The sequence below is a fragment of the Acinetobacter lwoffii genome, assembly GCF_049367455.1.
In the GTDB taxonomy this organism is placed as follows: domain Bacteria; phylum Pseudomonadota; class Gammaproteobacteria; order Pseudomonadales; family Moraxellaceae; genus Acinetobacter; species Acinetobacter lwoffii_W.
Window position 1 is genome coordinate 1,123,956 of record NZ_JBMPXW010000001.1, and the last position, 14,272, is coordinate 1,138,227.

Below are 14,272 nucleotides of genomic sequence, written 5' to 3' on the forward strand. Positions count from 1 at the left end.
CTGATTATTCCGAGACGGTGGCATTCTGCCCTTGCAAAGGCTGGAAATCATCAAAACGTGTCACATAAATTTCAGGCTTGCTGATGATCAGTTGCTGGCATAGTTCACCGCGCTCCAGATATTTAATTTCAAAATGGGTACGCGCCGAATCTGCAGCAATCACTTCTTTGACAAAAGGTAGCTTCCAGAGCTCTCGCACTTGTATTTCTGCTTCTTCGATATAGGCAGGAATATTACTGGCCAGCGTAATCGTTCCACCGGTTTTCAGGCGGGAAAGCAGGAACTCAAAAAATGGCATATTGACCCAGCGCTGCGCCGGATTATGCGGCTCAGGATTTGGATATAAAATAAAGAATTGTTCTACCTGCTCCGGATACAGTGCATGCACGATCCACGGTAAAGCATCGGCATGAACGGTCTGTAAATTGGTTTGACCTTCAACAGCATGCTGTTTTTGCATCGCCAGAAATTTTTCCCGGGTACGTTCAATCGCAATCAGTTGAGTGTCGGGATTGTTCTTGCTGAATAACAAGGCATGTTTACCTTTACCCGCTCCCACTTCGACGCAGACCGGTTCAGGACTGATGCTTTGAAAATCACGGGGCGCATGCATACGCTGTGCTTGAAATTGACGAATCGGCATAATCAGATCAAACTAATAAAAACCGCATAAGTCTAACAAGTGCGGCTATATTTGCCTAATCGAACCTTTATTTTTCTTTGGAGTCGTCCCATGCCTACCACTTTAAACTGTCCACGCTGTGGCAAGCTGGCCACTTGGGAAGATAATGATTACCGTCCTTTTTGTTCAGAACGTTGCAAGATGATTGATCTGGGTGCCTGGGCCAATGAGGAATATAGTTTGCCTACCCAGGATGCACCACAAGCCGACAACAGCGAAGAATAAAATGTCTTACCTGTCGAGACTTATGTCCGAAAGTACAATCTTGTCGAAATTAAGTAAATAAATCATATGAATTTTATAAAATAGGACTTACGCACTATTATTTATAGATTTTCTGTGGCAGCAGATGATTCTTATCGAGAATAAATTCATCAATAAAGTTCTTGATAATTGGTCTAAATAATTTCTTCTGCCAACGATATACATTTTCAAAGATCCGCTCAAACTGGTTCTTTTGTATCTCAACATAGGCCATCAAGGCTGAGAAAATATGATTCAAAATCAGCTTGGATCGTCTTACTTGAAACTTTTCAATATGACAAACCTGTTTAATTACTCGATGATATTGTTCTATTTTCCAATGACTTGAATGTAATTCATAAAAACCATCAAAGGACAATAAATCATCTTCATCTTGATGCACAATATAAAATCTCTGCTGTTCTTTTAACTGAGTCTTAAATAATTGTACAAAGCCAACATCTTTGAGCCAGACCACTTGACCCTGATGAAAATTCGGCAATAAACGGAGTTGAAACCATTGTCCTTTTTCAGGGGAAACCTTACGGTTACTGTCGACACCAAACATAAATCGAATACCATGTTTTCTTATGGTTTTTAGATTTTCAGTCGATGAATACCAACTATCACCTGTAATGAATTGAATCTTTGCACCCCAATCGAGTACTTCACTTAACATCTCCATAAAGTAATCATTCTTGGTTTTACTTTCTGACTTATCATAAATTCGAAAATTAATTGGAATATTTTTGCCATGTTGATCTGTCGCATACAAGGTAATGAGATTAATACCCTTGACGGATCGGTGGTGTTTACCTGACCAAAAATAGCTAACTAAGTCCATATGTTGACTATATGGCTTATCTAAAACAGTATCATCAATACTGACTATAAGTTTATTATTATCAATGTGTTGAATTGCTTCTTGATATAGATCGTGAGCTGTGTAGTCTTCACGCTCCAAAAAGCGATTTACACTGTCATGCGAGATATTATAAGTCTCGGCAAGTTGTGTGCAGCTAATAGAGTTTGGTTCTGTCATGAGAAAGCCCATATAAATGGGTAATGTACAAGTTGCTGTAGAAGCATGTTTAGTTCGTCTGATCACAGATACGTTATAAAGTAGTTTGAGACTTTTTTAAATCCGTCAATGCGTAAGTCCTATAAAATTACTTAGATAAAGCAACACGAATTAACATCTTTCATAAAGCCTTAGTATTATTGTTCTACTCTAAATTTTCACATTATTTTTAGAGCAATAATATGGGTTATATTATTTTAAGAGTCATATTAATTGGGGTTGGTCTACTCGCACTTCTTTCGTTGGGAGTCGGCATTTTCCAACAAGATAGTTTATTTATTGTATTGGGTGTGCTTTTTGCTTTTGCCGCTTGGCTCATACACATGCAAACGCGACAACTTCGCAATAATCCCTTTTCAGAATAAAGATAAAAGACCAAACTATGTTGGTCTTTTATTTACGCTTTTAACCCGCTTGGCTTGCAACAAAAGGATTATGCTGCTTTTCAAAACCAATGGTGCTGACCGGTCCATGTCCTGAAATAAATTGGGTTTCATCTGGCAGGCTGAAACATTCACGCTGAATTGAATCTAAGAGCTGTTGATGATTGCCACGCGGGAAATCAGTGCGGCCAATCGAGCCTTTGAACAATACATCACCTGTCCATAACAAGGCATAATTTTTGTTATAGAACATCACGTGACCTGGCGTATGGCCTGGAGCAAAACGCACTTCGAACTCTTCATTGCCGAGTTTGAGTACTTCACCACCTTCCAGCCACTGGGTCACTTCGACTTTTTCCGGAATCGGGAAGCCATAACGTGCAGACACTTCCTGAATCATGTCGAGCCAGAAGGCATCTTCTTTATGTGGTCCAATCACCGGTACATTCCAAGCCTTTTTTAATGCACCCACCGCACCCGCATGATCCAGATGGCCATGAGTGAGCCACAAGGCTTTAACCGTTAAACCCAGCGCTTCAACTTCAGCTTTCAGTTTTTCAGGTTCGCCCCCTGCATCAATCAAAATGGCTTCTTTAGTGTCCGCATCCCAAACGATGGAACAGTTTTGCTGAAATGCAGTAACTGGAACAATTTTGACTTGTAACATGGGGTGAAAAACCTCGGGCAAGTTAATGGGCAAGTATCTGTGTCAATGCATCCAGATTAGCCTGTAGTAGACTGTTGAGCAATCGCAAATGATCTTCACGGCTATTTAATGCCGGAATATAGCTATAGCTTTCTCCGCCTATTGCTTTAAAAGTCTCGGCATTTTCGATTGCCAGCTCTTCAAGCGTTTCCAGACAGTCCGCAGAAAATGCAGGACTCATCACCTGAATGGATTTCACCCCCTGCTTCGCCCAATCTTCAAGTAAAACATCGGTATAGGGCTTGATCCACTCCTGTTTACCAAACCGCGACTGGAAGCTGATCGCGTATTGATCTTCATTTAAACCTAGTACTTCCGCCACCAATTTACCCGTGATGCGACAACGGTCGGCATAAGGATCGCCTTTATCGGCATATGGCTGTGGAATGCCGTGGAAAGACATCAACAATTTCTCTGGTTGACCATGAATTGTCTGATAATCACGTACACTTTGAGCCAGCGACTGGATAAATAAAGGATGTTGATAATAATCCCGGATCACTGTCAAACCGGGTAAATTGCGCTGTTTCACCACCCATTTCGCCACTGCATCGTATAGAGGTGCGGTCGAAGTGGCAGAATATTGTGGAAACAAGGGAAATAGAATCATGTGTTCCTGTGGCTGCGCTGAGACCTGTGCCAAGACATCCTGAATATTCGGATTGCCGTAGGTCATTGCAGGTACCACATTCAGTTCAAACTGCGGATAAAGCTGGGTGAGATGCGTCTTGACTGCTGCGACCTGCTCAAACAGAATTTCACGCATCGGCGAATCCTGTCCCCATACTTGCGCATAGGCCTGTGATACCCGCTTTGGACGGAAAGGCAAAATGAATAAGCGCAGAATGATTTGCCAGATCGGTTTGGGAATTTCAATCACACGCTGATCAGATAAAAACTGCTTGAGGAAACGGCGTACCGCTGGAATCGTAGGCTCATCTGGTGTGCCCAAGTTTGCCAATATAATCGTCACTTTCGCTTTAGCAGGAGAATACATTCAGTTCGTCCGTCAGGATATCAACCCCTGTACTTTAACAGCTTTTTATTTATTCTCTCTATGGATTAATACGCTGACTTATATTGAAAAGTGCGATCTAAATCCAGCAAGCTGCTGTCCAGCAACTTTTGCGCTTTTGGCGTGATCTGCCACAGCATGCGCTGTCGGTCATCACGACCGGATGGCACAATCCAGTCATTCTGGCGCATTTGAATTTTTAAACTATGCAAGGCACGAATATTCATCTGGGCACGCGCGACAGCATGCGCACGCGGCATCTGCACCCGTGCATCCTGCAGACCGGTTTCATTCAGATATTCATTCATGCGCTTCGAGAAAAACTCTTCAGGGGTCGGATTGACAAAAGTTGAACCCAATAACGCCAACAATTGTGCCCAAGTCAGTTTTTTATGGACTTTGATTTCTTTAAAATTACCATCCTGATAAGCATGCATCCGGTATTCAAAAGAAAAAATTTCATGCATCGCCACTTTGGGCAGGCTCAGGAATGGATCGACTTCTGCAGTTCCGCCATCGCGTTCCAGTTGCGCCACTTTAGCTTTCAGCTGATCAATCTCGTCATGCAGCGCCTGGGTATTTTGCGGACGCACCCAGCCGGTTACCGGATAGCGCTCCAGCATTTGCGGCATGTTAAAACGCACTGCCATTTCCAGATCGCGCAGGCTACGGTAAGTAAAGACCTGATCCACTTCTTGCTGTAACAGTTGACGGAATTCCTTGAATTTTTCCTGTAATTCCGGTTTGGCATCATGCAATGCACTTTCACGTGATGCCGGGTCATCATGCATAAACACAATAATCGGTTTTTGCTTGGTCACTGCATAAATATATTCGAGATGCATATAGCCAACACCCGATACCGACTGCTCCCCATACTGGCTGCCCAGCAAAATCACGACATAATCACAGTCATCAATCTGGCGGCGTGCAAATGCAGTATTCAGCGGTGTACGCTGTTCCAGTCCCCACGAGAAAAACCCCATTCCTACCAGTGTTTGAGACAGAATGATACGCTCTGGTTGCATTTCTGCCCCAGAGGTTGAGATGAACACTTGGTACCGTTTATCCAGCATGGGCTATCCTCTTCTCCTGTACATTTGGATAAAAAATGCATCATCACATGCTTCTTTACCCAATATGGCCACCCCAAAATCAAAATATCTTTCTTCTTAAATTATAAAAATGAGTTTTAGACTGCACTCATATTACTGACCTGCCATTTTAAATCGGCCGGAATCAGGTGCTGCAAAATCGGTCGGAGCTGTTCAGCATTCTGCCCACTCACCACCAATTCAATTTTCACGCTTTCTTTAGACTCTTGCTCAAATAATAACCCATTTTTAATTAAAATTCGGGCCGTTTGTCTTGCAACCGCGAATCCTGAGTCAATTAATGTCAGCTTTTGACCAAAAATATACTGAATTGACGATTTTAGGAAGGGGTAATGTGTACATCCTAACACTAAATAATCAGCGCCTTGATCCACAACTGGTTGTAAAATCTCTTTTAATGTTTGCAAACAGGCTGTACTCATCTGCTTTCCAGCCTCAACAAAAGGCACCAGATCCAGACTGGTCACAGGCAGGACTTTGACTTGAGCCGGTTCAGCAAAACGGGAAATCACATCTTTAATCAGCTTACCGCGAAAGGTCGCGGGCGTGGCCAGTACCGCCACAGTTTTCGACTGGGTATTCAGGACTGCCGGTTTAAGTGCAGGTACTAAACCGATAATCGGGAAGTTTTCACCATAATAGTCACGCAAATAATCCAGACTAAAAGCGGAAGCGGTATTACAAGCCACCACCGCAACTTTACAACCTTGACGATAAAGCCATTCAATCGCCTGAGCCGTCAGGGCACGAATTTCCTGATCATCTCTCGGGCCATAAGGCACATGCGCAGTATCCGCATAATAGACAAAGCGCTCATTAGGCAAATGGCGGGCAATTTCCAGGGCGACTGACAAGCCGCCTACGCCTGAGTCAAAAATACCAATCGGCGCATCTGCCGTGGCATTGGGCATCGGGTCTAATAGCTGGGAAATTGGTTGAATAGCGCTCATAACGTTGCAGGTGGCTTGTTTGAAATTTCTAGCGATCAAGCTTAAACCTCAGGTGCTCAAATGCAAGTCTAAATCACCACTTTTCAAACTTAAAACAGTTTCGCCTGCCGGATTTTCATCAAGCTCGCCCATCTCCACTAGATGTAAAAATGCAGCGCGCTGGATCAGGGCATTGATCCCAAAACGTATATGCACATAAGGCCGTAGTTCACCTTTATATTCACGCATAAAGATTGGATGTTCAGCATCGACAACAATCAGATCTTGCGTGGTCGTGCCCAGTTGCAGATAAGTCACTCCATTGATCTCAATCTGATCAACCTGATTGACAAATAAAGGTTCATCTTCAACTTCAATTTCAATCATTTCTACTGGTGTTTTTAGATAGAATTTATCGTTTTCTTTCCATAGGACCGTTGCAAACAGGTCGATCATCGGCTGACGCTTGATCAATTGACCTTCGTGCCACCATTCGCCGTTGGCTAAAACCTTCAGATCCATGGTGCCACAATGCTTTGGCTGCCATTGCTCCAAAGGGGGAATTGACCTTTTGTGACTGCTCTGTGCATCTTTTAAGTATTGTGCGATATCCATTAAATTTTTATCATCGGGATAAGTTACTTTTTTCGTCGGATTTGTGCTGGGTACTGGCTTATCCATAAAAGAAGACCTTAATGACGGAAAAATAATATGTTTCAGCCAATTGGCTAAAACCGGCTTTAAAACTATACTAGCCCAGATTATCAAAGACACCAGCATTTTTGTGTCTAGGAACCAAGAACACTTATGGCAGCACCCAACCATCCGGTTATGGTTGCCACCGAATAGTAATATGAGGAGTCCTACATGGAACACATCGAACGTGAATCGATGGAGTTTGACGTCGTCATCGTAGGCGCAGGCCCTGCGGGTCTTTCTGCTGCGATCAAAATCCGTCAACTTGCAATTGAAAACAACTTAAACGATTTGTCCGTTTGTGTCGTAGAAAAAGGCTCCGAAGTCGGTGCACATATTCTGTCTGGTGCTGTGCTTGAACCGCGTGCCATGAATGAGCTGTTCCCCGACTGGAAAGAACAGGGCGCCCCGCTGAATGTCCCGGTGACTGAAGATAAAACCTTCTTCCTGCTTTCAGATGAAAAATCACAGGAAGCACCGCACTGGATGGTGCCTAAAACCATGCATAACGATGGCAACTATGTCATTTCACTGGGCAATGTGGTGCGCTGGTTAGGCCAGAAAGCGGAAGAACTGGAAGTGTCGATCTTTCCGGGCTTTGCAGCCTCTGAAATTCTGTATCATGCCGATGGCACGGTAAAAGGCATCCAGACCGGTGATATGGGTATTGGTAAAGATGGCGAACCAACGCATAACTTTACTCCGGGTTATGAACTGCATGCCAAATACACCATCTTTGCTGAAGGCTGCCGTGGTCATCTCGGTAAGCGTTTAATCCAGAAATTCAACCTGGACAAGGATGCGGATCCGCAACATTACGGTATCGGGATTAAAGAACTTTGGGAAATCGATCCTGCCAAGCACAAACCGGGTCTGGTGATGCACGGTGCCGGCTGGCCGCTTTCTGAAACCGGTTCTTCAGGTGGCTGGTGGCTCTACCATGCTGAAAACAACCAGGTGACCCTGGGCATGATCGTGGATCTGTCCTATACCAACCCGCACATGTATCCATTCATGGAAATGCAGCGCTGGAAAACTCATCCATTGATCAAGCAGTATCTGGAAGGTGGCAAGCGTATTTCTTATGGTGCACGTGCTGTGACCAAAGGTGGATTTAACTCGCTGCCGAAATTCACTTTCCCGGGCGGCTCATTGATTGGGGATGATGCCGGCTTCCTGAACTTTGCCAAGATCAAGGGTTCTCATACGGCGATGAAATCCGGCATGCTCTGCGGTGAAGCGGTATTTGAGGCGATTGCTGCTGGTGTCGAAAAAGGCGGTGATCTGGCGGTGGCGCGTGTAGTGGAAGGCGAAGATTTCTTTGTCAAAGAACTGACTGCTTATACCGACAAGTTCAACAACAGCTGGTTAAAAGAAGAGCTCTATAACTCGCGTAACTTTGGCCCGGCAATGCACAAATTCGGTCAATGGATCGGTGGTGCCTTTAACTTTATCGACCAGAACGTGTTTAAAGTGCCGTTCACCTTGCATGATCTGGTTCAGGACCATGCTGCGCTAAAAACCCAGGCAACTGAAAGCTTTAAGCCGAACTATCCAAAACCGGATGGCAAGCTGACCTTTGACCGTCTGTCTTCGGTGTTTGTATCGAATACGGTCCATGAAGAAAACCAGCCAGCGCATTTGAAACTCACCGATGCTTCAATTCCGGTGGAAGTAAATCTGCCGAAATGGGATGAGCCTGCACAGCGTTACTGCCCAGCGGGTGTCTATGAGATCATGGAAAATAATGACGGTTCGAAACGCTTCCAGATCAATGCAGCCAACTGTGTGCACTGCAAGACCTGTGACATCAAGGATCCTTCCCAGAACATCACCTGGGTAACACCGGAAGGTGGTGGTGGTCCAAACTACCCGAACATGTAATCTAATCATCAGATAAAAAATAAACCCGCTTTTAAGCGGGTTTATTTATGGATAAATATTTAGAATTTCAGTTCCTGTCCATTCATCTATTTAATTAAGCAGATTTTTGAAATTTTATTTTCTAAATAAGACAAATCTTTGAGCTCATCAGCCCTTGGTATTTTTAGCCGCCTTTTTTGACTAAATAATGAAATTCTTTATTACCATTTTCATCCAGACGTTCTTCTTGCAATAGCAACTCATGTCCCAGATGCATACAGAATTTTGGAATATCCCAAGAAGTCGAATTATCCGTAGCAAACACCTCAACCACATCACCTGCCTTGGATTTACGGATCGCCTGATGCAACATCATCACTGGCTCAGGACAACGCAAACCTCGGGTATTCAATTGCAGACTTGGAATAATTTCAGTTGGGGACATCGATAGACTCAGGATGGAAAGACCGCCATATTTTAGCATAAAGCTGCGATTACATTGCTGCTTTACATACGTGGCCAGCTCCAAAATCAGCGCTGACTCGCGCGATCAAGACCGCGCATCATATTTACAATAGACAAGCGAATTTTCTGCGGTATGATAAAACCACGTTTTTTTAGATATTAAGAGTCTTCAGGAAAAATCATGCACGAGGAATCAGGCCCGTCGTGGGGTATGCGCGGCTTACGCAAATGGCTGGGAACTGCACCCGAAACTCGCGACGAACTGCTAAAATTAGTACAAGATTCACGTCGATTTTTAGAACCCGATACTGTTGCCATGCTTGAGGGCGTTCTTGACCTCCCGGCAACCAAAATTCGTGAAGTCATGACGCCTCGCACGTCCATGATCAGCTTACAGGAAGATGACCAACTGCTGGATATCCTGCATGTGCTGGTCGAGTCTGCGCATTCACGTTTTCCGGTATTTTCATCCGATCAGACCGACAATGTAGTCGGAATTCTGCTGGCCAAGGATCTATTGCCTTTTCTGACTGAACCGACGGCCAAAGTCGATATTCGCGCGCTTATGCGTCAGCCTTTATTTGTTCCAGAAAGTGCCCGCTCCGATCAGGTGCTGCGCATGTTAAAGAATACCCAGACGCATATTGCGGTGGTGATTGATGAATACGGTACGACTTCGGGTCTGGTGACACTGGAAGATATTCTGGAAGAAATTGTCGGTGAAATTGAAGATGAACATGACAATGCTGACGAAGAAGCATACTACATTGTTCCGGACAATGATCCGGCTACGGCCAATACCTGGGTGGTACAAGCGCTGACCCCGATTGAGTATTTCAATAATATGCTGGATGCGACTTTCCCTGATGATGAAGTGGAAACCATGGGTGGCTTGTTATTACAGGAAATTGGTCTGGTGAGTGACCTTGAAGGTCAAACCATTGAACTGGAAAACTGGCAATTTACCATTCTTGAGGCAGATTCACGCTCTATTCATCTAATTCGAGCCGTGCGCCAATGAGAGCGTATTTCGATAAGCTGTTGAGTTCGTCTCAACAGCAAAAACCTTTGCCGCTGATCTATCCTGTTTTAATTGCCTTATTCGCAGGTGCCATTTTCAGTTTGGCACTGGCTCCCTATCATTACTGGTGGCTGGCGATTCTGTCTCCGGCATTACTCTATGCCTGCCTGCGCGGACGTAGCGCAAAACAGGCTTTTGGCATTGGCTGGGCTTATGGGATTGGCTTGTGGTTTGTCGGTGCATTCTGGCTGTATACCTCGATTCATGTCTATGGAGATACCAGCGCATTTCTCAGTGTTGTAATGATCCTGATTATGGCACTGGTGATGGGACTGTTTAGTGCCGTTCAAACGTTTGTCTATCGCCGCTTTTTCCCAGAAACTCCTTTAACTTTTGCTCCGCTGTGGGTGCTGTTTGAATGGTCCAAGACCTGGGTCTTTACCGGTTTCCCATGGCTATTCGCCGGCTATGCCTTTACCGAACGCTACCTAGATGCTTATGCGCCCTTATTCGGGGTGTTTGGCGTATCTTTCGTGGTGATCATTCTGGCCTGTGCGCTGGTTGAAATTCTAAATAGACGCCTGTTCTGGGCCATTCCTTCGGCAGTTTTATTACTCGGTGCCTGGGGTGCAGCACAACTGACGTTTGTTGAGCAAAAAAATCAGAAGCCTTTAACGGTTTCTCTGATTCAGGGTAATATTCCGCAAGACTTGAAATGGCTGACTGAATATCAGGTGAAGACCTTATTGATTTATGCCAATTTGAGTAAAACTGAATGGGGCCGCGATCTGATCGTCTGGCCGGAATCTTCGATTCCCATGTTCCAGACTGATATTGAAGCCTTTCTGGAAGCCATGAAAGTACAGGCTGAAAAATCAGGTACGGCCTGGGTGACCGGCATTCCGTATTGGGATTTAGCAGAATCACAGGCTGCGGGTTATCCAAAATATTACAATAGTATTATGGCCAGCGGAGATGAATCCGATGGGCTATACAAGAAGCAACGACTGGTTCCTTTTGGTGAATATATTCCACTTTCAGGCTGGTTAAGTTGGGTTCTGCCGGCACTGCAAAATGATCCATCCATGAGTGGTTTTACCCGGGGCGCAGATCATCAAAAACCATTGAATGTAAAAAATCATCCTTTGGGTTCTGCGATTTGCTATGAAGTGGCTTATCCGAATTTGACCCGTCGCAATGCCAGTCAAAGTGATTTTCTGGTGACCGTGTCTAATGATGCCTGGTTTACCGGCACGGCAGGACCATTACAGCATCTGCAGATGGTGCAAATGCGTGCTAAAGAAAATGGCCGCTGGTTTATTCGGGCGACCAATACCGGTGTGACCGCCTTTATTGACCACAATGGTCACATTGTGAAAAAAGCCCCGATGGATCAGGAAGCAGTATTACGTGGCGAACTTCCAGCCATGCAGGGTGAAACGCTATATATGAAACTCAGCGACTGGCCGGTCCTGATCTTCTCGGTTCTACTCTTGCTAGTGGGCTGGCGCTTCCGTCCACGTAAAGTGGATGTCAGCTTTAAATCTAGACGGTAATTTTTTCAAGTACCCCTTTTACAAAGGGGGACTTAGGGGATTCCTGAATATAGCATCTTATCAATCCCTCCTAAGCTCCCTTTACGAAAGGGAGGAACATTCAAGGCAATAAAAAACCGAGGTCATAGCCTCGGTTTTTTCATCTCTTTCAAGCTTAAAATTGTATAGCCAAATAACACAACATGCTGGCAAGAGACAGCATCGGCACATGACGATACAGGTTAACCAGTGTCTGCTCAAATGCTGAGCTTTGCTCGGCCTGAATGCGAATTACACTCGCGTTTAATGCTGACCAGAAACACAGTGCCAATAAACTGCTCATCAAGCTGATAGCAAAAAAGGCCACCATAATCTGGCTGCTGCCTTCGGTGCTTTGCCATAAATGGACGATTCCCTGACTGATCGGCAGCATGCTTAAAACCAGAAGAACAGATTTCAGCATCGACCAATGAAATTGATTGATTTCATCTCCTAAGATTAATGCTTTCATGTGCTTCTCCGTTGGCGAGTCAAGTACCATTCAGATCATTATGAGCTTTTTTAAATAAATAGAAAGTGTATGTTTATTCATATTTTACGAGAATTGTAATAGATAAATATGGGAATAATTCTTATTATAACTCGCATATCGTTTTTATTATTTCATTATTATAAATATCATTAACTTACATTATATTTAATAATTAATAGTTATTATCACTTCACTTCGTATTGAAATAGCCTATTCAGTGAAGTGATATATTCTATCTATCGAAAATTTATAACGATTCTCAATTAAGGCTGATAATAAATATCGGCATCTGTTCCTTCACCACCCGATTGACCATCTGCACCAAATGAATACAGATCGAAGCTGCGGCCATCGGTGCCCGGAATCACATATTGCAGTTCATTATCCCAGCTGTCTTTTGGAAAACCGCCCTTGACATAACCGCCTGGCACCCAGTTTTTTGCAGTCGCTGGCTGATTCACCAGTGCATCCAGACCGCCTTCCTGCATACTTGGATACTTGCCATTGTCCAGCTTGTATTGATCCAGTGAACCTGCAATGCTCTGCAACTTGATCATGGTGGTATCTACTTTGGCTTTTTCACCGCGTCCCATCACATTCGGAACAATCAGCGCAGCAAGCACACCGAGAATAACAATCACCACCATGACTTCGATTAAGGTAAAGCCCGTCTGTTTATTTAATTGATTCCTTTTCATTCAATCTCTCTCATTTATTTGCATCATTCAGAATTTCCACTTGAATCTTGATCACAGCAAAATTCTAACTGGCTTCTGTTTAAATCATATTATTCATATTCACAATTGGCAGCATCACTGCAATCACAATCACCAAAACAATACTGGCCATCAATACCAGCATTAAAGGTTCCAGCAAGGCCAGTAAAGTTGAAATCAGGGTGGTCACTTCGCGATCCTGCATCTGTGAAGCACGTTCCAACATGCGGTCCAGTTCACCAGACGCTTCACCACTTTTGATCATTTGTACCATCATCGGCGGGAAATAACCACTGCGTTCCAGTTGGGTCGCCAGGTTGCCACCTTCAGTGACTTTTTCCGCTGCCAGATTGACAGCATCACGGATCACCCAGTTGTTACTGACTGCAGCACCAATGCGCAGTGCATCGACCAGCGGCACGCCAGACTGGGTCAAAATGGATAAGGTACTGGCAAAACGTGCGGCATTAATCCCGCGTGACAATTTGCCGAATAAAGGTAATTTTAAGGTCAGACGGTCAAAGGCATAATGCCCGGCGGTGGTTCTTAAAAACCGGACCAACAGGAAAATCCCCAAAGCACCACCAATCAATAAAAATGGCCAAGCAATGCGGATAAAATCACTGGCTTTCATCAAGGCCACGGTAATCCACGGTAAGGCGTCTTTACTCTGATCAAAAGTCTTGACGATATCCGGCACCACATAGGTCATCAGCCCCATCACAATCGCAAAGGACATCAGCATCAGAATAATCGGATAGATCATTGCACCTTGAATTTTTTTCTGCATGGCAAACCGGTTTTCGGTATAGTCAGCCAACTGATCCAGAATCAGGTCCAGATGTCCGGAACGTTCACCGGCAGCAATTGTGGCAATATACAGTTCAGGAAAACGTCCGGATTGCTGCAGGCCCTGCGCCAGACTATGCCCTTCCAGCACTTTTGAGCGCACTGACATCAGCAGGTTTTGTACATGTACTTTTTCGCTTTGCTTGCCAACAGCACGGATGGCTTCTTCCAATGGAATCGCGGCGGCGACTAGCACGGACAGCTGCCGGGTCATGAGAGCCAGATCATAGGCGGTAATACTTTTTTCAAACCATTTTCGACGATGCTGCTGGTCTTTTTTTTCAACAGGATCAACAGAGACAGGAATAAGTGCTTTATCCCGTAATTGTTGCCGGATCTGACGTGCAGAATCCCCCTCCAGCACGCCTTTTTGCTGCTTTCCTGAAGCATCAAGCGCAATAAACTGATATGCAGGCATTGTAATGCTCTAATTTTCCAAAA

16 protein-coding genes are annotated in these 14,272 nt (G+C 44.5%); 5 read left to right on the forward strand and 11 right to left on the reverse strand.

Going from position 1 to position 14,272, the window contains the following annotated elements; translation table 11 throughout:
* Nucleotides 1-4: 4 nt before the first annotated feature.
* Nucleotides 5-649, reverse strand: coding sequence for a class I SAM-dependent methyltransferase (locus tag ACO1B7_RS05415; protein ID WP_171058375.1), 645 nt, complete (start codon nucleotides 647-649; stop codon nucleotides 5-7).
* A gap of 84 nt (nucleotides 650-733) precedes the next feature.
* Here ACO1B7_RS05415 and ACO1B7_RS05420 point away from each other — a divergent pair, with 84 nt between their 5' ends.
* On the forward strand, nucleotides 734-907 hold the full coding sequence (locus ACO1B7_RS05420; RefSeq protein ID WP_005267541.1) for a DNA gyrase inhibitor YacG: 174 nt from the start codon (nucleotides 734-736) through the stop codon (nucleotides 905-907).
* A gap of 97 nt (nucleotides 908-1,004) precedes the next feature.
* Here the strand turns inward: ACO1B7_RS05420 and ACO1B7_RS05425 are convergent, their stop codons facing one another.
* Entirely contained in the window at nucleotides 1,005-2,033 is a 1,029-nt protein-coding gene (locus tag ACO1B7_RS05425; RefSeq protein ID WP_080591875.1) for an IS701 family transposase, read from the reverse strand.
* 155 nt (nucleotides 2,034-2,188) lie between these two features.
* Between ACO1B7_RS05425 and ACO1B7_RS05430 the strand changes: the two genes are divergently transcribed.
* Entirely contained in the window at nucleotides 2,189-2,371 is a 183-nt protein-coding gene (locus ACO1B7_RS05430; protein ID WP_004278555.1) for a hypothetical protein, read from the forward strand.
* Between the two features lie 40 nt (nucleotides 2,372-2,411).
* Here ACO1B7_RS05430 and ACO1B7_RS05435 read toward each other — a convergent pair whose 3' ends face one another.
* The 5 genes from ACO1B7_RS05435 to ACO1B7_RS05455 form a co-directional block, all read right to left on the reverse strand.
* Nucleotides 2,412-3,056, reverse strand: coding sequence for an MBL fold metallo-hydrolase (locus ACO1B7_RS05435; protein ID WP_005267545.1), 645 nt, complete (start codon nucleotides 3,054-3,056; stop codon nucleotides 2,412-2,414).
* A 22-nt stretch (nucleotides 3,057-3,078) separates the two neighbouring features.
* Complete coding sequence (hemH, locus tag ACO1B7_RS05440; RefSeq protein WP_005267547.1) at nucleotides 3,079-4,092, reverse strand: ferrochelatase; 1,014 nt, start codon at nucleotides 4,090-4,092, stop codon at nucleotides 3,079-3,081.
* 65 nt (nucleotides 4,093-4,157) lie between these two features.
* Nucleotides 4,158-5,186, reverse strand: a complete 1,029-nt coding sequence (locus tag ACO1B7_RS05445; protein ID WP_005267549.1) for a DUF4062 domain-containing protein — start codon at nucleotides 5,184-5,186, stop codon at nucleotides 4,158-4,160.
* A 116-nt stretch (nucleotides 5,187-5,302) separates the two neighbouring features.
* Nucleotides 5,303-6,175 (reverse strand): glutamate racemase, encoded by an 873-nt coding sequence (gene murI / locus ACO1B7_RS05450; protein ID WP_005267551.1) that lies wholly within the window; start codon nucleotides 6,173-6,175, stop codon nucleotides 5,303-5,305.
* Between the two features lie 48 nt (nucleotides 6,176-6,223).
* On the reverse strand, nucleotides 6,224-6,835 hold the full coding sequence (locus ACO1B7_RS05455) for a DUF1285 domain-containing protein (protein WP_262471969.1): 612 nt from the start codon (nucleotides 6,833-6,835) through the stop codon (nucleotides 6,224-6,226).
* Nucleotides 6,836-7,021: 186 nt separating this feature from the next.
* Here ACO1B7_RS05455 and ACO1B7_RS05460 point away from each other — a divergent pair, with 186 nt between their 5' ends.
* Nucleotides 7,022-8,734, forward strand: a complete 1,713-nt coding sequence (locus tag ACO1B7_RS05460) for an electron transfer flavoprotein-ubiquinone oxidoreductase (protein ID WP_262471971.1) — start codon at nucleotides 7,022-7,024, stop codon at nucleotides 8,732-8,734.
* A 163-nt stretch (nucleotides 8,735-8,897) separates the two neighbouring features.
* Here ACO1B7_RS05460 and tusA read toward each other — a convergent pair whose 3' ends face one another.
* Nucleotides 8,898-9,158, reverse strand: a complete 261-nt coding sequence (gene tusA, locus ACO1B7_RS05465) for a sulfurtransferase TusA (RefSeq protein ID WP_004729361.1) — start codon at nucleotides 9,156-9,158, stop codon at nucleotides 8,898-8,900.
* A gap of 201 nt (nucleotides 9,159-9,359) precedes the next feature.
* Here tusA and ACO1B7_RS05470 point away from each other — a divergent pair, with 201 nt between their 5' ends.
* Both ACO1B7_RS05470 and lnt read left to right on the forward strand, forming a co-directional pair.
* Nucleotides 9,360-10,199, forward strand: coding sequence for an HlyC/CorC family transporter (locus ACO1B7_RS05470; RefSeq protein ID WP_005261638.1), 840 nt, complete (start codon nucleotides 9,360-9,362; stop codon nucleotides 10,197-10,199).
* Nucleotides 10,196-11,755 carry an apolipoprotein N-acyltransferase gene (gene lnt / locus ACO1B7_RS05475; protein WP_314137552.1) on the forward strand — a complete coding sequence of 520 codons (1,560 nt, stop codon included), beginning with the start codon at nucleotides 10,196-10,198 and terminating at the stop codon, nucleotides 11,753-11,755. Before ACO1B7_RS05470 ends, lnt begins: the two co-directional genes overlap by 4 nt.
* Nucleotides 11,756-11,909: 154 nt before the next feature.
* Here lnt and ACO1B7_RS05480 read toward each other — a convergent pair whose 3' ends face one another.
* The 3 genes from ACO1B7_RS05480 to gspF form a co-directional block, all read right to left on the reverse strand.
* On the reverse strand, nucleotides 11,910-12,245 hold the full coding sequence (locus ACO1B7_RS05480; RefSeq protein ID WP_005267556.1) for a hypothetical protein: 336 nt from the start codon (nucleotides 12,243-12,245) through the stop codon (nucleotides 11,910-11,912).
* A 284-nt stretch (nucleotides 12,246-12,529) separates the two neighbouring features.
* Complete coding sequence (gspG, locus tag ACO1B7_RS05485; protein WP_423089888.1) at nucleotides 12,530-12,964, reverse strand: type II secretion system major pseudopilin GspG; 435 nt, start codon at nucleotides 12,962-12,964, stop codon at nucleotides 12,530-12,532.
* 79 nt (nucleotides 12,965-13,043) lie between these two features.
* Nucleotides 13,044-14,249, reverse strand: a complete 1,206-nt coding sequence (gspF, locus tag ACO1B7_RS05490) for a type II secretion system inner membrane protein GspF (RefSeq protein ID WP_005102913.1) — start codon at nucleotides 14,247-14,249, stop codon at nucleotides 13,044-13,046.
* Nucleotides 14,250-14,272: the final 23 nt, after the last annotated feature.